This window comes from Streptomyces sp. NPDC041713, from assembly GCF_055591085.1.
The window spans coordinates 19929-41162 of record NZ_JBVIZY010000015.1 but is presented as its reverse complement, the minus strand read 5'-3'; the positions used below and the strand labels follow the sequence as shown (position 1 = coordinate 41162).

The following is a 21234-nucleotide window of genomic DNA, read 5'->3' as shown; positions in this document are numbered from 1 at the left end:
CGAGCGGCCCCCTCGTGCGGCCCGTCGTGCGTCACCTCTAAGCCAGGCGTTGATCAGCACATCAGCCCGACGGGCGTCTTCAACTCCCCTCAGTGCCCGCCGCCGAACCGCCGGAGCCGCTTCGATCCCTCGATGCGGCCCGGATTCCGGGAAGGCCATCCGTGATCGCTTGCGCATAGTCAGCGAGAAGGCGCGTCAAACCGTCGTGCTGATCGGACAGTTGCTCGTACTCGTCCACCTCCGCCGGTGTCCACGGCGTCTCCGTGTCCTCCAACTCCGAGAGGCGCAGCTTGGCCATGGCCGCACTGACGACAGCCCGGGAGGCGCTGAGGAGGCGACTCGCGGATTCACCGGGGATGTTGACGAGGAGGACGGCGAGTTCGTCGGGGGAGGGAAGCGCCGGGATGCTGAAATCAAGCCAGTAGTCACCCCAGAGACGGCGGCGCCGAGCTTCCGGATCGACGTCGTTCACCACATCGATGCCGCCCATTTCATTCGGCCGAATCGACAGGCCGGAACGGGCTGCCAGGTCAGTGGTCATGGCGGCGAACCCGTCGTCGCTGTCGGGGGCCGCCGCCCCCGGCGGGGGTGTGCCGAGGAAGGCACCCAGCTCCACCAGTTTGCGCGTGTGCTCGTCCACGTCGGGCAGGACTGCCATGTCGTCGGGGAGCAGCAAGGTGTCCGGCGCGGCCGCGCCAAGGCGTGCGTACGGGATGGGCGTTCCGTGGACCGCCGCTTTCCACGCCGTCATGGCCGCGTCCACCCACCAGCAGACGAATTGATGCGCCGCGTCACGGTGCGCGTTCGCACTCCGGATGGCCAACCTCAGGCGGACAGAGAGCAGCGCGTACTCGGCGTCGTACTGCTTTCTCCGGTCGCCGGCGCGCTGCTCGATCCCGGCTTCGCTGAGGTCGTTCAACTCCTCCATGCGCCGCTCCTCTGCTTGTGATTGATCGAGGAGGACGGTTGAGCACCGCGCCAGGGAGGACAGGGCTGCGTCGACCTCAGGCGCCGTCATGGCCTCGGCCGGGCCGGGCCTGGGCGCGGGGAAGGAGGGGTGGCCACTCACGTCGGACTCCTGGAGAGGGAGGAGGTGCGGAACGAGGCGGGGGAGGGGCTCGTGGAGGCCCTTTCAGGTGAGGACATCAACGGACGGTAGTCCTCGCAACGACAGAGCGTGCGTGAAACGGTGCAAGATGACATGCGGGTTGAGGCAGGGGGTGGGCTCCGTATCTCGCTTGATCGTGCCGAAAATCCCGCCGGTAGAGTCGCGTTGAGGACGGTGTCACCTGGGGGCCTGATGACAGCAGCGGCGGAGGCAGTGCCCATAGTCTTCGTTCACGGGACGCGCTTCAGCGCGGGACAGTGGAGCATGCAACTTGCCGCACTCCGCGAGGAGTTCCCGGTAGCGGCCATAGACCTGCCCGGCCATGGGCAGCGCTCGGCCCAGCCCTGGAGCCTGAGCGCCGCGACGGAGATCATCGCTACCGCGGCGGACTCGCTCGATCGCGGACCGGTTCTGCTCGTCGGACACTCGCTCGGCGGATACGTCTCGCTGGAATTCGCGCGGCGCTTTCCGGAACAACTGCGAGGGGTGGTCCTGGCCGGCGCCAGCGCTTCCACTCGCGGGTTCCGAGCGGTGCCCTATCGGTGGCTCGCCAGGCTGGTTTCCCGTATGCCGGCGGATCGGCTGGCCCAGTGGAACGACCGGTTACTGCGGCGGCTCTACCCGCAGGAGGTGGTGGAGGAGACCATCCGTTCCGGGTACGCCTTCCATGCCTTGCCGGCAGCCTGGGACGAAGTACTCGGACGCTACGACGCGGATGCGATGCGGCACGTCAAGGTTCCGGTCCTCATCCTGAACGGCGAAAAGGACGCCGTTTTCCGCGCCGGGGAGGCGGACTTCGCCCGCGCGCATCCGCACGCTCGCGTGGAATTGGTCCCGCGGGCACGCCATCTCGCGAACTTCGACGACCCAGAGGCCTTCACTGACGCCGTACGCCGCTTCGCTCGCCAACTCCCTGCGGTCAGCTGAGCGCTGGCAAACAGGCCATAGGTCGTTGTCCAGAGCAGATCCGTCTCCCAGTCTGAGTCACGAGGCCGCGGGCCCAACGAGCGCAGGAAATGTGGGAGCGGGAGTTCGCCGAACGTCGGTGGGCGATCCAGATCGTTCGAGGGCTGCCACCCGAGCTCCCGAGCCATCAGGGCCGAGCCCGAGCCAGACGGGTAGCGGACCTGCCGACGGGCCACTTCGTTGGGAGGCCGTGGCGCGGACCGCCGCGTACCAGTTGCGCCCGCGCGTCTCATCCCGCCGCAGCGAGCCGGTCGCCCAGCTCACTGCGGGCGTAGAGGACGCTGCGTCCGGCCCGTGCACGGCTGACGAGGCCGCACGCCGCGAGGACGGCCAGGTGCTGGGAGACCGCGCTGGGGGTGACGCCGAGTGTCCGGGCCAGGGTCCCGGTCGTCTGCGGGGTGTCCAGGGCCGCGAGCAGGGCGGCCTTCGGGCGTCCGACCAGCGCGGCGAGTGCGTCGGCGGGCGGCGGCGCGACGGTTTCCCACAGGGTGGCGACCCCGCGCGCGGGGTAGTCCACGCGCGGCACTTCGCCGATGGGCGCCGTCGCCTTGCGTCCGAACAGCGTCGGGCACAGGGTCAGCCCGCCCCCGGCCGGCACCCGGCTGCGGGTCCCCATGGGGTGCAGCCGCAGGACGCCGGCCTCCCACCGCACGTTGGGGTGCAGATCGGCGAAGAGGGCCTCCGCGCCGCCGTCGGTGAGCAGTTGGGCCCGGTGGAGGATGTCGGCCTCAAGCACCGCCCGCATCCGACGCCAGTGCGGTTCCAACGCCACGTGCCAGTAGGCCTCCAGGGCGTCGGCGATCCGGTTTCGCAGGACGACGGGGTCGCCGCGCAGCACCGCGGGCGTGCGCTGGTCCTGGTAGGCGGTCTCGATGTCCGCGCGTACGACGGCCGGCGCGGTGGCCCGGACGGTGGCCAACTCCTCGCTCATCTCCGGCACCCGCGACAAGGGGCGCGGGGTGATGAAGTCCGGCAGCCACCGGCGATCGCTCACCAGGGCGAGCAGCAGTCCGCCGTCCAGCTCCGCCAACTGCTCGCGCACCAGGCGCAACCACCGCATGTGCAGCGGGAAGTGACCGGGGTCGCGCAGCGCCCACAGACTGTGACACGTCTCCTGCAGCGGGGAGATGGCGAAGCGCACGCGTGCCAGATCCTCCACGCCGAGTTCGATCTCGATCACGCCGCCGCCCGCCCCCCTTTGGATGTCGAACCGCATGGATTTAGCTCCAGCCTAAATCTCTGTCACCCGCCCGGGTACGACGGTTTCAGTGAGAGGCATGATCCTGCCTCCGCGCGGCCCTTTGCGGGTCTATGCCACCCTGACCTTCTTCGACTCGCTGGTGCCCGGCATCATGCTTGCCGGCGGCGTCCTGTTCTTCACCGAGGTCGTCCGCCTGGGCGCGGTGGAGGTCGGCAGCGGCCTGTCCCTGGCCGCGCTCGCCGGACTGGCCGTGGCCGTTCCGGCCGGCCGCCTGGGGGACCGCGTCGGACACCGCCGCCTGCTCATCGCCATCAGCCTGCTGCGTGGCCTGATCCTCGCCGGATACCAACTGGTCGACTCCTACCCGGCGTTCTTGGTGACGGCGTGCCTGGCGGGCTTCGCGGAAAGCGCGGTAGCGCCCGTACGTCAGGCCTATCTCGGCACCATCACCACGCGGGAGAACCGTGTGCGGACGCTCGCGTTCAACCGCGTCGTGCGCAACGTCGGTGCCACGCTGAGCACTCCCGCCCTTGGGGTGGCCCTCGCGCTGGACACGCCTGTGGCTTTCCGTGCCCTGATCGGCCTGGGAGCGGTCAGCGTCCTGATCGTCGCGCTGGTCGCCACCCGGCTGCCGGAAACCGTCATCGCCGGGCCCGCTCCCGCTGGCACGGCACGCCCGAAGAGGACCAGCTCGCAGGGGGCCAGCCCGCAGGGGACCAGCCCGAACGAGAGAGGCCCGAAGGCGACCAAGCAGCCGGGGGTCCTGCGCGACCGCCCCTACCTGACCCTCGCCCTCCTCAACGGCGTCCTGATCATGCACATGGAGCTCCTGGAGATCGGTATGCCGCTCTGGGTCACCCACCACACCCGGGCGCCCGTCTGGGCCACTTCCGTGCTGCTGTTCACCAACGTCCTGGTGGCCATCGGCTTCCAGATGCGCGTCGGACGCTCCGTCACCACCGTGTCCTCGGCGTCCCGCGCTCTGCGCAACGGTGGCTACTGTCTGCTGATTGCCTCAGCCCTTTTCGCCCTCGCCGAGACCCTCACCCCTCTGCTCTGCCTGACGGTTCTGTTCGCCGCTGTCGTGCTGCTCACCCTCACCGAACTCTTGCAATCGGCGGGCTCCTGGGGCTTGTCCTACGACCTGGCCGACGCCGCACGCCTCGGCGAGTACCAGGGTGCGTGGAGCGTCGGAACCCACCTCATCCGCTCCTGCGGCCCCTTCCTGGTCACCCTGGCCCTCTCGACGCTCAACGCCCCAGGCTGGCTCATCATCGGCCTGATCTACGCGGTGGCAGCGGCGGGCACCGTCCCGCTGGCCCGCCGCGCGGAGGCCACCCACGAAACGATCACACCACAGCCCACGACCGGCACGGCGCCCCCGATCGAAGACCCGGCCCCCCCCACAAGGTGTGAGGCTCCCACCCGTCACGGGAACCTGGTCCACGAGGCCGAGCCGCGGCGAGAAGGGAATTCGGAGGGGCGGACGACCGATCTCCCCAGCAGCGGCCGCGGTCCGACCACCGAGCACTGTGGATGCCCGCGGTCACAGCCCCAAATCGGTGCGGACGAGCCGTAGCGCGGCTGCGGGATCCGATGCCCGGGTGACCGATCTCCCCACGACGATGTGTGACGCCCCCGCGGCGATGGCGGCACGCGGGGTACCGGGTCGGGCGTGCTCGGCTCGGTCCTCGCCGGGCAGCGTGACGCCCGGTGTGACGATCAGGGAGCCCGGACCCAGCACGTCGCGCAACTGCGCGGCTTCCTGCGGCGAAGCGATCACACCATGGCAACCGGCCCGGCCTGCCAGCCGTCCCAGACGTCGTACTTGCTCCTCGGCCGAGACGTTGACCCCGACATCGGCGAGGTCGGAGCTGGTCATGCTGGTGACGACGGTCAAGGCAAGGACACGCAGGCGTGGAAAGTCGCGAGCCGCTGCAACAGCTGCGGCCATGATGCTGGTGCCTCCCATGCTGTGCACCGACACCATCGACACGCCAAGTGCGCCCGCGGAACGGACCGCGCCGGCAACGGAGTTCGGAATCTCGAAGAGCTTCAGGTCCAGGAACACCTCCTTGCCCCTGGCCACCAGGTGCTGGACGAGGTCGGGCCCGGCCGCGGTGAGCAGTTCCAGCCCTACCTTGTAGAAACGGCACTCGTTACCCAGCCGGTCGACGACCTCTTCAGCCGCTCGACGGCTGTCGAAATCCAGGGCAACAATGATCGGACTGGTCGGCTCCACGGCGTCATTGTCGCCCACCACGGAGCCGGACGACCATCGCGGTGACGGTGCGGGTGCCGTTGAGGCACGTATCGCCATCCGCCGTCGTCAGGGCTGCCGGGTCTCTCGTGGGCAACGGGCCGGATCGGACCGCCCGCGGGCCGCTAACCGCGGTGGGCGGGCGCTGAGCTCGGAACAGTCACCGCTCCCTGACCGCGTAAGTCACATGCGTCACCCTCGAAGAAGGCTCCGCGTGGACCTGTTTCAGGGCCACGCGGCCCGCGTCCACGCCCTCGAACAGGCGGACTCCGGAGCCGAACAGGACGGGGGAGAGGGCGATCGAGAACTCGTCGATCAGGCCCGCGTTCACGTACTCCAGGATCGTCGCACCGCCGCCCGCGATGCGCACGTCCCGTTCCCCGGCGGCCTCGCGGGCCTGGGCGAGGGCGGACTCGATGCCGTCGTTGACGAAGTGGAACGTGGTCCCGCCCGGCCGCTCCCAGGGGTCTCGCTTCTCGTGCGTCACGACGAAGACCGGCGTGTGGAACGGCGCCTCCTCCGGCCACATCTGCTCGCCGGCGTCGAACATGCGCTTGCCCATCACGCTCGCGCCGGTGCGCTCGAACGTCTCGCGCACGATGTCGTTGTCGCGCCCTTCCTCGCCGCCCCCGCCCAACTTCAGGTTCTCCCGGAAGAACCGCTGCGGGAAAACCCACCGTTGCAGCTCCATCCACTGCTGCCCCATCAACTCCTCGGAGGATTCGGGCGCGATGAAACCGTCCAGCGACATCGACACGCTGAAGAACACCTTGCCGGCCATCAGTCCTCCGCCCCCTTCTGGACGATCTCGGTGACGTAGGCGGCCAGGTTGTCCAGGGTCTGCCGGCCCGCCTCGATCGCGTGGTACTTCTCGACCGCCTCGTCGCGCTGCTCCTTGGTGGGGAACACCGTGTGCATCCCGATCCGGGTCGCCGTGCCATCGGACGCGGACTGCTCGGGCGTCTTAGATGTCTCGGACGTATCGAGCGTCTCGAACGTCAGGACCGACTCGAAGGCGTTCGGGTCGTCGCGGGTCTCACCGTGGAGCATCGCGATCCGTTCCGGCGGGGTGAGCTCGGTCCAGGTGATCCACTCCTGGTAGTCCGTCCCGTCCGGTGCGTGCATCACGAAGTCCCACACTCCGCCGACGCGGAACTCGAAGGCCCGCGTGGTGGTGGTGAACCCTTCCGGTCCCCACCATTGCGACAGGTGCCGGACATCGGTGAACGCCTCGAACACCAGCTCCCGTGGGGCGTCGATGATCCGGGAGATGACGAGCTCCCGGTCGGCTGTCGACGGCTGCACCGGCGTCCCCTGTGGGGACTGCACCGGCGTTTCTTGAGGCGGCTGCGCCGGCGTTCCGTGAGGCGCCCCCGGGGTTCCTAGAGGCGGCTGCCCCGGCGTTCCTCGTTCTGCCGTGCTCATCAGCTACTCCGCTTCCCTTGTCCGCTTCAGGTCCTGTACGTACGCGTCCAGTCGATCGAAGCTCTCGTTCCAGAACTGCTCGAAACCGCCGGTCCACTCGTGGACGGGCCGCAGCCCGCCGGCGTCGAGCCCGTACAGGCGCTGCTTGCCTGCCTTGCGGTCGCGCACCAGCCCGACCTCCCGGAGGACCCGCAGGTGCTTGGACGCCCCCGGCTGGGTCATCCCCAACCCCTCAGCCACCTCGGTCACCGACCGCTCGCCCGCCCGCAGCAGCACCAGGATTTCCCGGCGCTGCGGCTCGGCGATCGCGTTGAAGACGTCCGACGTCGTCGCTGCTCGTGCCATGGACAAAATCATATTCCGATATGGGCATACGTCAAGCGGTCGGGGTCGGGGTCGGGGTGGTAGTGGGCCGGCGACCCCGCCCGACCCTCACTCCTCCGTCAGGGGCAGGCACTCGGCGAGCAGGTCGACGACGTCGCGCCAGGCTCGTCGCGCGTGTCGTGGGTGGTGGCCGACGCCGGGGACCGCGGGGTGGTCGACCGGCGGGTGGTGGAAGGCGTGCAGGGCGCCGCCGTAGACCGTGAGGCGCCAGTCGACGCCCGCGGCCTGCATCTCGGTGGTGAAGGCGTCCCGCTGCGCGGGCGGCATGATCGGGTCCTCCGATCCGACCCCGGCCCACACCGGGCAGCGAATGTGCGCCGCCTCGCCCGGTCGGCCCGTGGTGGTCGCGTTGACCGTCCCGATCGCGCGCAGGTCGACGCCGTCGCGCCCGAGTTCCAGCGCGATGGCGCCCCCGGTGCCGTAGCCGACGGCGGCGATACGGTCGGGGTCGGTCCGGGGCTCGGTGTGCAGCACGTCGAGCGCCGCGTGGCCGATGCCCCGCATCCGGTCGGGGTCGGCGAGCAGCGGCAGGCAACGGGCCAGCATCTCCTCGGGGTCGCCCAGATAACGCCCGCCGTGCAGGTCGAAGGCCAGCGCCACGTACCCCAGTTCGGCCAGAGCATCGGCCCGGCGGCGCTCGACGTCGCTGAGCCCCATGCCCTCCGGACCGAGCAGCACGGCGGGCCGGCGGCCGGCACCGGCCGGGAGTGCGAGGTGCCCGATCATCGTCAAACCGTCGGCCGGGTACTCGACCGTACGCGTCGTAGTCGAAGTCGAAGTCGTAGTCGTCGTCATGAGCCCGGACTGTAGTGATCGTCGAGCGCCGTCCGGCCGGTGTTCTGCCGCAGGCAGAGCGCGTGGTGTGGCGGGGCCGGGCGTGCGCCACTACGCGTCGAGGGCGACCACGAAGCCACCTGACAGGCGCACTGCCGCGACCGGAACGGGGTAGTGGGTGGGAGAAGGGCTCGGCGGCGATGCCAGTCCTGTGACGCGCGGAGGAGGTGAGGCTGTGGAGTTCCTGCACTTTGCCGCAGACAAGCCGACACCGTTCTGGCCCACCGGCGCAATCATCCTGGTCGTCATCGTCCTTATCTCCGGACTGGGCGGGATCTGGCGTGAGCGCAGGATCAAGAAGGGCAAGAAGACCTAGGCGGTCGCGTTCGGATCAGCGGGTGGACCAGAGGAAGATGCCCGCGATGTGAAGTCCGGCGAGGTAGATGGTCGCGGTCTTCTCGTAGCGGGTGGCGATGCCGCGCCACTGCTTAGCCGCTTGTAGGCGCCCCGCCAATTGCCTTACCTCTTGCGCGACTCCACTCGGTTCACAATCAGGTTCGCCACGACCCCGAGCACGGTTGCCGCTGCCGCCGGAAGCCATGGGTTCGTGGCGTGCAGCCCCGGAGTGAACTCAAGGACGAACAGGGCGGCCACGAACGTCAGGCACGAAGTGCCCTCTTCCGCCGCCCGCTTGGCCCCCTCCGTGAACGCGCTGAGCCGCAAGAGCAGGTGTACCGGAGCGGTGAAGAGACCGGCGAGGATCCCGCAGGGGAGAGACAGCAGTGCGGCCCAGAGCAGCGCGCTCCATCCATCGAACTCGATCAGGTCGCTGAACAGAGCCGTGACCACCAGAACCACAAGCAGCAGGAACAGCAAGACGAGGGCTGCGACAGCGAGCCCCAGCCCGGTGAACCCGGCCCCGGCAAGGACCTTTCCCCCAGTGGTGAAGGAATCCCATGTCGGCTCATCCTCATCATCTGGCCGACGTTCGTCGCTCATCGCTGACACCTTCCTGGCGCGAGTGAACAGTTCCTGAGGCGGGCCGCGCCCTCGCGGGGCAGGCAGGGTGCGGCCCGACGCTCATGAGGAGTTCGGCCGCTAGTACTCGTCGTTCGGCCGCTCGTACTCGTCGAGCGTCCCGTCTCCGTTGTCGTCGTACGAGTAGTTGTATGCGTCGTTGTAGTTGTGCCGGTAGCGCATGCAGGTGCCCTCGGCGCGCAGTTCGGGCTCGTCGTCGTAGTAGCCGAGGTGGAGGGTGACCCGGATGCCGTCGTCGAGGAGGGTGGTGATGCCGTTGTCGACCTTCTCGACGGTGCGGCCGTCCTTGCGCCAGGTGGCCCGGAGGGATGCCAGCGCCGCGCGGTAGTCGTCGTCGCCGGCGAAGTCCAGGTCCCAGGTGAGGATCGGCTCATCCCGACTGACGTCGCTTTCGTCGAAGCCGAAGTCGTCCACGCACGAGGAAGAGCCGTCCCGGGAGGCGTACGGCTCTCTGGTCGGTGCCGGGGACAGCGCACGGTAGGTGTCCTCGCCGGCCCGGTTGGTGGCCCGGACATGATTGCGGAACTCCTCGGTACTGTGAACGGGCCCGCCTTGTACCGTCTCGCACGCCTTGGCCGTCAGCCCGAGGAGAGCTATGAGGGCGACGCTGACCACGGGGACCACGATCTTCGACTTCATGCCGTCGATCAAATCCGTCCGGGCGGGACGCGGGGTAGCGCTCTGCTACTCAGCCAGTCTGAGCAGTGGCACCCAGACCGGGTGGTCCGAACACGGTGGGGGTCGTCGTACGTGACGTCCGAGATCGAGCGCGGGAGAATTCCGGTCACGAGGCACGGGGCCGAGCTGTGGGGATCAGGCAAGACCACTTCGACCGTGCCCCAGTACGTCGCCTCAACCGTGGCGGCGACCGCCAGGCCCATGCCGCGCTCCACCGCATCGCGTCCACCCGCCTACGGGTCGACCCCCGTACCCACCCAGACGCACTCCGTTGCCTCAAACGCCCGCGGCGATACCGCTTCGACGGGCCCGAAGACGCCTCCGCCCTGATCCTGGGTGCCTCCCTCGGCACCACATGGCATAGGTGGGCGAGTGCATCTCGTGGTGTCTAGGTAGTCCAGGAAAGGGGTGTAAGTGCCTTTCAGGGCCTTGTGGTCCGGGTACATACATGTGGCTGGTGACCTATTTTTCTGCGTGCACGGGGTCCCGCTGGTGGGCTGGCTCAGTGGATTCGCTTGCGCCCCACCGAGACGGGAGTTCAATCTGATTCATTTCGCACCAACTACCGCTTTGATATGTCGCTAATTCGACCGACCTTGGTGTCGTGTGCACTTGTCACAGTGCCTCTACGCCCAACCCGCCGATCAACCCGACACTTGTGCTCCCACCGCGTCTACGGGTGCGTGTCCGTGATGGCGATGACCTCGTCGAGGCGGTCCAGGGCGGCCTGCAGGTCGTCGGCATTGGCCTGGATGAGGTCACGCGCTCGGCGCGCAGTTCGAGGAGGGAGGAGGCCCAACGCGGGGCCTCCCCCCGTCACGCGAGTTGCGCGTCGTATAGCGGACGGCAGAGGCACGCAGACCGCGGGCGTCAGCCGAGGGCGGTCATCTTCTCCCAGCCGCCGGAGCCGATCGTGGCCGGAGCACCGAGGCCACCGGCCGTCAGGCGTGGGTAGAAGTGCAGCCCCTGGCTGGTGTTGTTCGTGGTGGCCCACAGGTCAGGGATGCCGTCGTTGTCGGCGTCCGTGGCCGAGGAGAGCAGGGGGCGAGCGGCGGGAGTGAAACCCGTGGCCGTCAGCTTGCGTGCACCGGAGTCGAGCCCTTCGCCGTTCGGGCCGGTGCCTTCGTAGGTGAACAGTTCACCGGTGCTGCGCTTACGCGCGAGCAGGTCGACGTGGTTGTTCTTGGTGACGTCGCCGGGGGCAGCGAGGTCGTAGCCGGACCAGTCGCCGTCGCCGACGAGGACGGGTTCGGCGTATTCGTCGAGGTAGCCCGTGGCGTGGCCGAAATAGAGCCATAGGTGGTTTCCTTCCTTGACCAGCAGGTCGGGGAAGGACGGAAGGTCCCATTCGTCGATTCTGCCGTTGCCGTCCAGGTCGGTGGGGCCGTCGACGTCGCCGATGGCCAGGACCTGGTCGGCGTTCTTGAAGTGATCGTTGGCGGGATCGTACAGGCTCAGGTCCCGGCGCCCGTCGCCGCACGCGGAACCGTTCGCGTCTTCGCCGTAGCTGGTGCAGGCGTAGCCGAAGCCGTTGTTGGGGTGGATGTGCAGGTGTCGGCTGCCCTTGGCGCCAGTGGTGGCGATGAGGTCTTCGTAGCCGTCTTCGGTCCAGTCACCGCGTCGGGTGATCAGGGAGCCGGTGAAGTCCTGGGTGCTGGCGTCGCTGGTGGTGCCGATGCGGCCGTTGCCCTGCCCCGCGTACATGCGCAGTTGTCCGGTGTCGCGCAGGGCGAGCAGGTCGGGGTTGCCGTCGCCGTTGAGGTCGCCGGGCTCGTCCGTCTTGCCCGTGGGGTTGGCGTAGAAGAGGTAGGTGCGGGTGTCGGACTTGTTCTTCGCCTTGTCCAGAGAGCGGGCGAAGACGCGCTGGGGGCCGGTCGAGGGCGGAGTGAGCCTAACCCTCGTACTGCCGCCTGCGGAAGGCGCGCTGACGGAGCGGACCTTGGGATCCCAGTCGGTCCAATACTCGTACTTGGCGACGTCCTTGACGCCGGCGGAGGACAGCGTGAAAGTGCCCTCGGTGCGGGCGGGGGACGTGTTCTCGGGCCAGCCGTCCTGTCCGTCGGGGAACTGGGTGGAGGTGATGCCGGGCGGATTGCTGGGCCGGTTCGGGTCGAAGGCGAAGCGGCAGCCGGGGGCTCCGCTGGTCGGGTTCCAGTCGGAGTTGGCCTTGCCGTCGCGGGCCTGGACCTTCCACGAGTAGTTGCCGTTCGCGGCGCCCAGGTGCTTGGTCAGCAGGCTCTTGGACACGGTGGTACGGGCGATGCCGCCGGAGGTGACCTTGACGTCCCGGTCGACGACGATGCCGGGGCTGGTGTCGTGCTTGCCGGTGGGCCACAGGTGGAAACGCGCGGTGACGCTGCCACCGTCGGGATCGGAGACCTTCGCGGTCAGCTGTACATCGGTGTTGCCGACCGTGACGTGGGTCCCCTTGTCACCACAGCTGTTGTTGACGCGGGTGCTGGGCACGGTGTCCAGGCCGGCGGGCTTGTTCGGCATCGAGTTGTACTCGGTGGACAGCACAGCGGTGGAGGCGTCGAACTTCTTCCACGCGTGTACGTCGCTCTCGCTGGCGCGCAGCCCGAAGGCCATCTTCTTCCACTTCTTGGCCGCGGCGTCCACGGTGGCGCCCTTGACGTCGAACTCCAGGTTCCCGGCCGGGCACGCGGAAGACCAGCCCCTGGAGTCATTGACCGTGGCGTACTTCTTCCACCAACTGGGCTGCTTGTGCCACGTCGTGGCCGAGGAGATCTCCCCGGTCAGCCACGCCTCGACGGGCTTCTTGGCACAGGACCAGGAGTGCGTGTTCTTGATGCGCAGGGTGGACTTGGTGATCTGTTTGCCGTGCAGCTTGCGCGGGTCGAACTGGATGAAGGAGCGCCAGGTGCCGCTGGTCTCCGACTCATGGCCGACCCGGGCGACCTTGGAGGAGTGGTTCCAGTATGAGGTGCTGGGGTGCTTCTTGCTGACCGCGGTCCAGCCCAGGCGGGGACTGGAGACGGTCGGGTCGATGTAGACGGGGAAGACGGTGTCCGGGTCGGACAGCACCTTCTGATCAGGCGTTACGACCAGTTCATCACTGCCCGCCTTGAGGGGCATATGGGTGGTGGTGGCGCCGTAACGGGGCTCGAAGACGTCCTCACCGCGCGTGGCGGGCATGCCGCTCTGCTGGTCCAGCAAGGCGGCGACGTCCTTGGTCGTGGCAGCCCTGGTCTTGGCCGTGGACAGCTGTGTGTCGGGGACACCGGCCGAGTCCCACATCTCGGGCGCCGGCGCGGTGAACACCTCCTGTCCGGCCGGGTTCACCGCGGTGAGGTTGCCGATCTGGTCCGTGCTGACGCTCACTCCGTCGGCGTCGAGACCGTAACGGACCTGTTTGAGCAGGGGGGTGTCGGCGGCCTCGCGGGTCTTGACCACGAGCAGTTGCTGATAGCCGTCCACACCCGCCTGCATGCGCAGGTCGATGCCCGGCGCCACCTCCGGGTAGACGGCGGTGTCACCCTCCAGGCGGGGCGTGGGCAGTCGACCCGGCCAATCGACCGTCAGAGATCGGCCGTTGCGGGTGATCGTGACCAACGGAGCGTCGCCGCCAGAGGAGAACTCCAGGCCGACGTCGACCGCCTTCGGACGGACCGCGCCATCCCGCAGCAGCAGGGTGGTGTCGACGTCGACCAGAGATTTGTCCCGCTTCACTCGGACCGGCGCCGCCGCCGTCTCCTCCGTGAAGGTGCCGTCGGGGTTGGCGAAGACCGTGTCGAACTGGGTGCGACGGGCGTTCACTTCGACCCGTTCGCCCGTCTGTGCGGCCTTGCGCGATGCGGCCGTCTCCGGTTCCGCGCCGACTGTCGCTTGGCTCGCCAACTCCTGGCTGGTTGAGCCTGGCTCCGCGACGGCTTGCGACACGGTCAGTACAGGAATGGCGAGGGCCGCGGCCAGAGCGCAGGCCAACGATATACGAGGCAACGTACGCCGGGAGTTTCGGGGTTGACGGCCTGTTCTCAACAGGGGTCCCTTCACAGGAATTCGACCAGGGCGTGACGCCTGGGATCAGCACAGCGGAACGTACCCCACACCCGCAAACCCGTCACATTCAATTCACCGCACCGTCATTCGGATACTAAAAGTGACTTTGGTCCTCAGCTTTCAGGACCTAGGTAACTTTCCGGCAGGCGAAAGTCCTCACGGGTGAGAACCCCCTTAGAATCGGTCAATCAACAGGTAAAGCCTGTGTAATGTCGGCGCGGTTCATTTGCTTACGCCTTGGGGAGAGGTCTGCGCCGTGTCACGTTCTGCTGGTTGTGGGGAAGTTGACGAGCCGCCAGGCGCGTCATCGAGAGTCAAGCCCGCAAGACGGGCGTGGTGGCGTCAGGGTGCGGTACGCACGGTCACGTCGTTCACCGCGGCAACCCTTCTGGTGGGGCTGGTCTCTGCCGAAGCGCTGGCCTTCTCTCCGCTGGCGCTGCCGGATCTGCAGGAGACTCCGCCAGTGCCGGTCACGAAGGTGGGCGGCACGGCGAAGGGGGCGCCGTCAGGAGCCGCCAAGGACGAGACTGCGCGCAAGGACTGGAAGTCCATCCCTAGCGCTGCTTGGCCCGATCCTGGTCACGCCAAGGCGAACATGACTGGCAAGAGGGAAGTCAGCATGAAGGCCGGTGCTCTTCCGGTACGCGTATCGAAGGTGCCCACCCCGCGCAGCGCCGAGAATGCGGGTACCGTGGCAGGGGAGATCGGCATCGAGGTCCTGGATCGAAGTGCCGCCGAACAGGCCGGCATCGACGGACTGCTTGTGGCCGTCGATTCCACCGGCGGCGACGCCCAATTGTCCATCGGTTACAGCGAGTTCCGCAATGTCATGGGCGGTGACTGGGCCTCCCGCCTGACGCTCGTGGAACTGCCCGAATGCGCCATGTCCAAGAGCGGCAAGGACAAGGGTGATTGCACACCAACCCCGATCAAGGCAGTCGACAACGACGCCGACCGGTCCGAGCTGACGGCCCGGGTAGCCCTTGAGCGCGACTCTGCCTCTGAGACGGACAAGGAGCCGGGCAATAAGGCAGAGCCGTCGCAGAAGCAGTCGGCGTCCCAACCGCCGACACCCGACCAGTCGGCGTCCAAGCCCCTCAAGGCCCGGTCCCTCTTCGCCGTGACCTCGAAGCCGGCGGGCTCAGGCGGCGACTACACAGCGACCTCGCTGTCCCCCTCAGGCAACTGGCAGGCAGGCGACTCCTCGGGCGCCTTCACCTGGTCCTACGACATCGAAGCCCCCGACACCGCCGGCGACCTGGGCCCGGAGCTGTCACTGGCCTACAACTCGACCGCCGTGGACGGACGCACCGCGGCCACCAACAACCAGGCCAACAACGTCGGTGACGGCTTCACTCTGGAGCCAGGCTTCATCGAGCGCCGCTACAAGGCATGCAGCGCCGACATGACGGGCGGCACCAACAAGGCCAAGAACGGCGACCTGTGCTGGAGCGGCGACAACGCCGTCCTCTCGCTGGGCGGCTCGACCAACGAGCTGGTGAAGGACGACAAGACCGGCGCCTGGAAGCTCAAGCAGGACGACGGCAGCAAAGTCGAACACCTCAAGAACGCCTCCCTCGGCAACGGCGACAATGACGGCGAGTACTGGAAGGTCACCGACACCGCGGGCGTGCAGTACTTCTTCGGCCGCGACAAGCTGCCCGGCTACGCGGACGGCAAAGAGGTGACCGGCTCCACCTGGACGGTGCCGGTGTTCGGCAACCACTCCGGCGAACCCTGCTACAAGGCCGACTTCACCTCTGCATGGTGCCAGCAGGCTTGGCGCTGGAACCTGGACTACGTAGTGAACCCGCACGGCGACGCGATGGCCTACTACTGGTCCAAGGAGCAGAACCACTACGGCCGCAACGTCCAGCTCTCCACCGGCAAGTCGACGGCGACCCCGTACACGCGCGGCGGCTACCTCAAGCGCATCGAATACGGGCTGCGCTCCAACAACCTCTACACCGGCACTCCCGCGGCGAAGGTCACCTTCAGCACGGCGGAGCGGTGTCTGAAGTCCGGCTCGTTCGACTGCGCGACCGACAAGTTCACCGCCGCCAACGCCAAGCACTGGCCGGACGTGCCCTTCGACCAGTATTGCGCGCCCGGTACGGAGTGCAAGAACCGCTACAGCCCCTCGTTCTGGTCACGCAAGCGCATCGCGTCTATCACCAGCGAGGTTCGCGTCGGCGGCACGTACCAGAAGGTCGACACCTGGGCCCTCGAGCACAGCTTCCCCTCCACCGGAGATGGCTCCTCCCCCGCCCTGTGGCTGAAGTCGATCAAACGAACCGGCTACACGGGTGGCACGGCAACGGCGCTGCCGCCGATCACGTTCATCGGCAAGCAACTGGCCAACCGCGTGGATGCGACCGGGGACGGCATTCCCCCGCTGATCCGCTACCGGGTACAGGCGATCAACAACGAGATGGGCGGCACCATCGCCGCGACCTACAGCGCCCCCGAGTGCACGCGCAGCAGCCTGCCGTCCGAGCAGGGCAACACCAAGCGCTGCTACCCGGTGTACTGGTCCTCGCCGGACTCTCCCGGCGCCGACTACAAGCCGGTCAAGGACTGGTTCCACACCTACGCCGTCACCCAGGTCCGTGAGGAGGACAAGGTCGGCGGCGCCATCGCGAAGCAGACCGACTACAACTACGCCGGTGGCGTGGCATGGGCCAAGAGCGAGGACGCCTTCACCGAGGCCAAGTACCGCACCTACTCGGACTTCCGTGGCTACGCCCGTGTGAAGACCTCCGTCGGCACCGGCACGGACGGAGCCAAGCAGGTCAGTGAGGTCCGCTACTTCCGCGGCATCCCCGGCGCGAAGGTCGCCGACAGTGAGGGCAACGAGGTCGACGATCACCCGGCCTTCGCGGGCGTGACCCGCGACGAGGCCACCCTCAACGACAGCAAAATCATTGAGGCGTCCGCCTCCACCCCGTGGAAGTCGGCAGCCACAGCCACCCACAAGCGCGGCAACGGTCTGCCGGACCTTGAGGCGTTCCACGTCCAGGAGGCCCGGATCGAGGCCGGACGCACCCAGGTCGGCACGTCCTGGCAGCGCACCAGGCTCGAGCGGACCTTCGACTCCTACGGCATGCTCACCCGCGAGTCCGACCTGGGCGACACCGCCAAGTCCGGTGACGAGACCTGCACGTTCACCAACTACGCCCGCAACACGGCCAAGAACATGCTGGAGTTCACCTCCGCGGCCAAGACCGTGGCCAAGGCGTGCGGCACCGACCCCGAACTCCCCGGCGACCTGATCTCCGACACGCGCACGTACTTTGACAACAAGGCCCTGGGAGCCGCCCCGGACAAGGGCGACGTCACCCGGGTCGACGAACAGAACGCCGCCGGAACCGGATTCGTCACGACGGAGAGGAACAAGGTCGACCAGCACGGCCGCGTCACCGAAACCCTCGATGCCGCCGACCAGAAGACCACTACCGCGTACACCCCCTCGACCCTGTACGCGGTGACCAAGCAGGAGACCACCAACCCGCTCGGCCACACCGAGACGGCGGAGAACGACCCGGGCCGCGCTGCCCCGGTGGCATCGGTCGACGCGAACGGCAAACGCACCGAGGCCGTCCTGGACGGTCTCGGCCGCACCGTGAAGGTATGGGAGCCGGGCTGGCCCAAGAAGGACCACGTTGACACTCCGAGCCGGCAGTTCGCCTATGCGGTGACCAAGACCGGCCCGAACGTCACCGAGACCAAGACGCTGCAGCGCAACGGCGGCTACCGTGCCGACTACGCCTTCGCCGACGGCCTGGGCCGCGAACGCGAGGTCCAGGCACCCGCGGCGACCGGCCAGGGCCGGATCATCACCGAGAAGCTCTACGACTCTCGCGGCCTGGAGTGGAAGTCCTACGACGGCTACTACGCCAACGGGGATCCGTCCGGCGAACTGGTGACGGGCGACGACACCAAGACCCCGAAGGCTACGCGCACCACCTACGACGGCGCGGGACGGCCCACGGCGCAGATCAAGGAGAAGTACGGGGACGAGGTCTCGCGCACGACGACCCAGTACGGCGGCGACCGGGTCACCGTGATCCCGCCCAAGGGCGACACCGCCACCACCGTGACCGACATACGCGACCAGACGACAGAGCTGATCCAGTACACGAACGCGGACCGCACCAAGTCCCAGTCGACGAAGTACACGTACACGCCTTCGGGCAAACAGAAGACGGTCACCGACCCGACCGGCGCGAAGTGGACGTATCACTACGACCACCGCGACCGCGCGGTCAAGGTGGAGGATCCGGACAAGGGCACCTACACCACCGGCTACGACAACCTCGACCGCCCCACGACCGTCACCGACGCCGCCGGCAAGGCCCTGACGACGGGCTACGACGCACTGGGCCGCAAGACGAGCCTCAAGCAAGGCAATACGACCCGGGTCACCTGGACCTACGACACCGTGGCGAAGGGCCAGTTGACGAAGTCGGTCCGCCACGAGGGCGGCCAGGACTACACCAACGAGATCACCGCATTCAACGACCGCTACCAGCCGACCGGCACCAAGGTCACCATCCCCGCCCGCGAGGGCACCCTGGCCGGCACGTATGCCTTCAGCTCCGGGTACAACGCGCAGACCGGCCTGCAGGACTGGATCCGCCAACCGGCCCTGCCCGGCCAGATATCCGAGAACCTCACCTACCGTTACGGTCCCCAGGACCAGCTCGTCGGCGCAGGCACCACCGCCTCTGTCTTGATCAACAACAGGACATACGACCCGTACGGCCACGTCCTGCGCACCGAGTATGGGCGCAAGGGCCAGAAGGTGTGGCAGACGAACGAGTACGACGAGCACACGGGCAACGTGGCTCGTACCACCACGGACCGCGAGACCGGGCCGTCGCGCATCGACGACATCCACTACACCTTCGACCTGGCGGGCAACATCACCCGGCTCGACACGGCCATCGGCCAGGACGAGGCACGCTCCAAGGACACGCAGTGCTTCACCACGGACGCGCTGCGCCGGATCACCAACGCCTGGACCGCCACGGACAGTTGCAAGGCCAAGCCCGACGCTGACGGCGACGACGGCGGCCAGCGACCCAAGGTCGGCGGCCCGGACGCCTACTGGCATTCCTACACCTACGACGCCATCGGCAACCGCCGGACCGAGACGCAACACAAGGTCGAAGGCAGCGTGCTGACGGCAAACGACATCACCCACACGTATCACTACGGCCAGAACGGCGCGACCAAGCGCCAGCTGACGGGGGTGTCGACCGAGGAAGCAGGCAAAAAGACCACCGACACCTACACATACGACAAGACCGGTAACACCAGCAAGCGCACCCTCGTGGGCACCACTCAGGACATGACCTGGGACGACGAAGGCCACCTGGAGACGGCGACCAAGTCGGGCCAGAAGACGGAATATGTCTACGACGCCGACGGCAACCGCCTGATCGCCAAGACACCGGCACGCAACACGCTCTACCTGCCGGGCGGCAACGAACTGACCGCCGAAGCGAACGGCACGAAGTCATCGACCCGCCACTACGAGGCAGGGGGAGACACGGTCGCGGTCAAGGCGAGCAACGGGACCAGCATCCTCCTCAACGACCACACCGGCACCGCCACCGCAGCCATCCTCCTCGCCGGGGGCCAGGCGGTCACCCGCCGCAAGATGAACATCTTCGGCACACCGCGCGGCGAACAGAACGTCAACTGGCCCGGCACCCGAGGCTTCGTCGGTGGAACGATCGACAACACCGGACTCACCCACCTCGGAGCCCGCGAATACGACCCCACACTCGGCCGGTTCATCTCGGTCGACCCCGTCATCGACACGGCCGATCCGCAACAGATGCACGGCTACACGTACGGCAACAACAATCCGGTCATCCACACCGACCCCGACGGCAAGTTCTTCGGCAGCTTCATCAAGAAATTTGCGCGGGCCATTAATCACCTCGTCAAGACCGTTCGCCGCTACATCGCATGGTCCCGCACCCCGTTCGGACGCACCTACCACAAGCAGACGTCCGCCCAACGCAAGCGGTCAAGCTATTCCACGTCCGCCTATCGTGAATCGAGCCGCCGAGCCCATGTACGCCAGCAAGCCAAGGCCCGCGCCGACGCGGCCGCCCGCGCTGCCCAGAAGCGCGCGGACGAACAACGACGCAAGGTGGACCAGGCCAAGAAGGCATCCCAACCCTGGTACAAGAAGGCGTGGAACAAGACTGGCGGCAAGGTTGTCAGTCACGTCCGCGAGCACTGGCGGGGATACGCACAGGGAGCAGCATTCGGCGTCTGCGTGGCAGCAAGCGCTGGGTGGTGTGCAGTGGCCGGCGGTGCCCTCATCGTGGCGGACAATGGTGCCGACTACGCCAACAACAAGTTCAGCTGGCGCAAACTCGGTACACAGTCGCTCTGGCTCGGTGCTGGTGCGGGGGCAGGCAGATACCTCGCAGGCAGCTGGCGAGGAAGCGCCTTCACGCGCGGTCCCTCCGGTCCGCGGGCCCCACTGTGGCGTGGAACAACGAGGCCGTCTGCGCCCAGGGGCGGAATGGACTGGGGACAAACAGGCCGCAACATGGGCCTCAATGGAGGCATGGGCTGGGCCGGTTGCGGCGCAGGTGGATTCAGCGGTGGGCAAGGAGTTTGTGGATGATCAGCAGCTGGAAACCGGCCTGTCGACCCTCGGGAACACCTCTGGCTACACTGCGTCGCAAGAGTGGTCCCATCGGTGGGATGATCGTGATCACCGCGACATTGCTTGGCGGCGGCTGGTTGATTGCCTTGGGCTGGGACAAGAACAATCCGGGTGATCTACCTGCCTTCGCTTCACTCCTCGTCGCAGTCCTACGGTTCATGTGGCGAGCCGTAGTACGTCCTCACGTCACCGTGTATTCAGACGCTCTTTTGGTCATCGGCTTCTGGGACCGTTGCGTGGTTCCCGGCGCAACGATCAGGCGTATCAATCTTGACGAGGGAATGACGATCGAGACCATCCACGGGGACGACATTCCGGTGTTCGCGTTCTCGCGGTCTTTGCTGGACCGAGGGCAAGCGGAATCAGCCGCCAGGAAAATGCGGAGGGTGAAGCCTGCCCGTCCCGGAATGTCGGCGGAGGCGCCACAGGTGAGCCGAACACCTGACTTCACCTGGGCGGACCTTCTATTTCTTCCGCTGCCGATTCTGATGCTTCTGGCAGCCACAGGGGTATACGGAACATGGAGTTAATCGGTGTCGAAACCTGACAATTCCCTTTCGGGTTGAAGGGGCAAGGGCTTCACCCGGCGGGAACGGGCACGCCGACGGGACGGGACGGCCCTCGTAACGAGGGTCCACCGCTGGTATGAACAGGGCTGCGGAGCGCGGCGGTCTCCAGGTGGCGCC

The 21234-nt window shown here is 67.5% G+C and carries 17 protein-coding genes and 1 pseudogene; 6 read left to right on the top strand and 12 right to left on the bottom strand.

Going from position 1 to position 21234, the window contains the following annotated elements; genetic code table 11:
* Nucleotides 1–79 precede the first annotated feature (79 nt).
* Nucleotides 80–928 (bottom strand): hypothetical protein, encoded by an 849-nt coding sequence (locus ACZ6CV_RS32385; RefSeq protein ID WP_469254812.1) that lies wholly within the window; start codon nucleotides 926–928, stop codon nucleotides 80–82.
* Between the two features lie 372 nt (nucleotides 929–1300).
* Between ACZ6CV_RS32385 and ACZ6CV_RS32380 the strand changes: the two genes are divergently transcribed.
* Nucleotides 1301–2035: an alpha/beta fold hydrolase gene (locus ACZ6CV_RS32380; RefSeq protein WP_469254811.1), complete on the top strand. Its 735-nt coding sequence runs from the start codon at nucleotides 1301–1303 to the stop codon at nucleotides 2033–2035.
* 268 nt (nucleotides 2036–2303) lie between these two features.
* Here the strand turns inward: ACZ6CV_RS32380 and ACZ6CV_RS32375 are convergent, their stop codons facing one another.
* Nucleotides 2304–3290 carry an ArsR/SmtB family transcription factor gene (locus tag ACZ6CV_RS32375; RefSeq protein WP_469254810.1) on the bottom strand — a complete coding sequence of 329 codons (987 nt, stop codon included), beginning with the start codon at nucleotides 3288–3290 and terminating at the stop codon, nucleotides 2304–2306.
* Nucleotides 3291–3351: 61 nt separating this feature from the next.
* Between ACZ6CV_RS32375 and ACZ6CV_RS32370 the strand changes: the two genes are divergently transcribed.
* A complete protein-coding gene (locus ACZ6CV_RS32370) occupies nucleotides 3352–4854 on the top strand; it encodes an MFS transporter (RefSeq protein ID WP_469254809.1) in 1503 nt (500 codons plus the stop codon).
* Here ACZ6CV_RS32370 and pyrF read toward each other — a convergent pair.
* From pyrF to ACZ6CV_RS32345, 5 genes are all read right to left on the bottom strand, one after another.
* A complete protein-coding gene (gene pyrF / locus ACZ6CV_RS32365; RefSeq protein ID WP_469254808.1) occupies nucleotides 4822–5517 on the bottom strand; it encodes an orotidine-5'-phosphate decarboxylase in 696 nt (231 codons plus the stop codon). The two genes, ACZ6CV_RS32370 and pyrF, sit on opposite strands and share 33 nt — an antisense overlap.
* Before the next feature lie 178 nt (nucleotides 5518–5695).
* Nucleotides 5696–6316, bottom strand: a complete 621-nt coding sequence (locus ACZ6CV_RS32360) for a dihydrofolate reductase family protein (RefSeq protein ID WP_469254807.1) — start codon at nucleotides 6314–6316, stop codon at nucleotides 5696–5698.
* Nucleotides 6316–6840: an SRPBCC family protein gene (locus ACZ6CV_RS32355; RefSeq protein WP_469254806.1), complete on the bottom strand. Its 525-nt coding sequence runs from the start codon at nucleotides 6838–6840 to the stop codon at nucleotides 6316–6318. Before ACZ6CV_RS32355 ends, ACZ6CV_RS32360 begins: the two co-directional genes overlap by 1 nt.
* 123 nt (nucleotides 6841–6963) lie before the next feature.
* Nucleotides 6964–7305 carry an ArsR/SmtB family transcription factor gene (locus ACZ6CV_RS32350; protein WP_469254805.1) on the bottom strand — a complete coding sequence of 114 codons (342 nt, stop codon included), beginning with the start codon at nucleotides 7303–7305 and terminating at the stop codon, nucleotides 6964–6966.
* 87 nt (nucleotides 7306–7392) lie between these two features.
* On the bottom strand, nucleotides 7393–8139 hold the full coding sequence (locus ACZ6CV_RS32345; protein ID WP_469254804.1) for a dienelactone hydrolase family protein: 747 nt from the start codon (nucleotides 8137–8139) through the stop codon (nucleotides 7393–7395).
* 214 nt (nucleotides 8140–8353) lie between these two features.
* On the opposite strand from ACZ6CV_RS32345, the gene ACZ6CV_RS32340 reads away from it, so the two are divergent.
* On the top strand, nucleotides 8354–8494 hold the full coding sequence (locus ACZ6CV_RS32340; protein ID WP_362365350.1) for a hypothetical protein: 141 nt from the start codon (nucleotides 8354–8356) through the stop codon (nucleotides 8492–8494).
* Between the two features lie 15 nt (nucleotides 8495–8509).
* Here ACZ6CV_RS32340 and ACZ6CV_RS32335 read toward each other — a convergent pair whose 3' ends face one another.
* From ACZ6CV_RS32335 to ACZ6CV_RS32325, 3 genes are all read right to left on the bottom strand, one after another.
* On the bottom strand, nucleotides 8510–8632 hold the full coding sequence (locus tag ACZ6CV_RS32335; protein WP_469254803.1) for a hypothetical protein: 123 nt from the start codon (nucleotides 8630–8632) through the stop codon (nucleotides 8510–8512).
* A gap of 5 nt (nucleotides 8633–8637) precedes the next feature.
* Entirely contained in the window at nucleotides 8638–9117 is a 480-nt protein-coding gene (locus ACZ6CV_RS32330) for a hypothetical protein (protein WP_469254802.1), read from the bottom strand.
* A 99-nt stretch (nucleotides 9118–9216) separates the two neighbouring features.
* Nucleotides 9217–9795 (bottom strand): hypothetical protein, encoded by a 579-nt coding sequence (locus ACZ6CV_RS32325; RefSeq protein WP_469254801.1) that lies wholly within the window; start codon nucleotides 9793–9795, stop codon nucleotides 9217–9219.
* Between the two features lie 209 nt (nucleotides 9796–10004).
* Between ACZ6CV_RS32325 and ACZ6CV_RS32320 the strand changes: the two are divergent.
* Nucleotides 10005–10118: pseudogene (locus ACZ6CV_RS32320) on the top strand (IS110 family transposase); the annotation flags it as partial.
* A gap of 389 nt (nucleotides 10119–10507) precedes the next feature.
* On the opposite strand, the gene ACZ6CV_RS32315 reads toward ACZ6CV_RS32320, so the two are convergent.
* Both ACZ6CV_RS32315 and ACZ6CV_RS32310 read right to left on the bottom strand, forming a co-directional pair.
* Nucleotides 10508–10633, bottom strand: coding sequence for a hypothetical protein (locus ACZ6CV_RS32315; RefSeq protein ID WP_469254800.1), 126 nt, complete (start codon nucleotides 10631–10633; stop codon nucleotides 10508–10510).
* Between the two features lie 71 nt (nucleotides 10634–10704).
* Nucleotides 10705–13611: an FG-GAP-like repeat-containing protein gene (locus ACZ6CV_RS32310; protein WP_469254799.1), complete on the bottom strand. Its 2907-nt coding sequence runs from the start codon at nucleotides 13609–13611 to the stop codon at nucleotides 10705–10707.
* 934 nt (nucleotides 13612–14545) lie between these two features.
* Between ACZ6CV_RS32310 and ACZ6CV_RS32305 the strand changes: the two genes are divergently transcribed.
* Together ACZ6CV_RS32305 and ACZ6CV_RS32300 are read left to right on the top strand one after the other, a co-directional pair.
* Entirely contained in the window at nucleotides 14546–20506 is a 5961-nt protein-coding gene (locus tag ACZ6CV_RS32305; RefSeq protein ID WP_469254798.1) for an RHS repeat domain-containing protein, read from the top strand.
* 80 nt (nucleotides 20507–20586) lie between these two features.
* The gene (locus tag ACZ6CV_RS32300) at nucleotides 20587–21078 is read left to right on the top strand and encodes a hypothetical protein (protein ID WP_469254797.1); all 492 of its coding nucleotides are present in this window, start codon (nucleotides 20587–20589) and stop codon (nucleotides 21076–21078) included.
* Nucleotides 21079–21234 lie beyond the last annotated feature (156 nt).

Bases quoted from the DNA above. Each gene is read 5' to 3' on its own strand.
- ACZ6CV_RS32385 (WP_469254812.1), bottom strand. From the start codon at position 928: ATGGAGGAGTTGAACGACCTCAGCGAAGCCGGGATCGAGCAGCGCGCC.
- ACZ6CV_RS32380 (WP_469254811.1), top strand. From the start codon at position 1,301: ATGACAGCAGCGGCGGAGGCAGTGCCCATAGTCTTCGTTCACGGGACG.
- ACZ6CV_RS32375 (WP_469254810.1), bottom strand. From the start codon at position 3,290: ATGCGGTTCGACATCCAAAGGGGGGCGGGCGGCGGCGTGATCGAGATC.
- ACZ6CV_RS32370 (WP_469254809.1), top strand. From the start codon at position 3,352: ATGATCCTGCCTCCGCGCGGCCCTTTGCGGGTCTATGCCACCCTGACC.
- ACZ6CV_RS32360 (WP_469254807.1), bottom strand. From the start codon at position 6,316: ATGGCCGGCAAGGTGTTCTTCAGCGTGTCGATGTCGCTGGACGGTTTC.
- ACZ6CV_RS32350 (WP_469254805.1), bottom strand. From the start codon at position 7,305: ATGGCACGAGCAGCGACGACGTCGGACGTCTTCAACGCGATCGCCGAG.
- ACZ6CV_RS32345 (WP_469254804.1), bottom strand. From the start codon at position 8,139: ATGACGACGACTACGACTTCGACTTCGACTACGACGCGTACGGTCGAG.
- ACZ6CV_RS32330 (WP_469254802.1), bottom strand. From the start codon at position 9,117: ATGAGCGACGAACGTCGGCCAGATGATGAGGATGAGCCGACATGGGAT.
- ACZ6CV_RS32325 (WP_469254801.1), bottom strand. From the start codon at position 9,795: ATGAAGTCGAAGATCGTGGTCCCCGTGGTCAGCGTCGCCCTCATAGCT.
- ACZ6CV_RS32300 (WP_469254797.1), top strand. From the start codon at position 20,587: ATGATCGTGATCACCGCGACATTGCTTGGCGGCGGCTGGTTGATTGCC.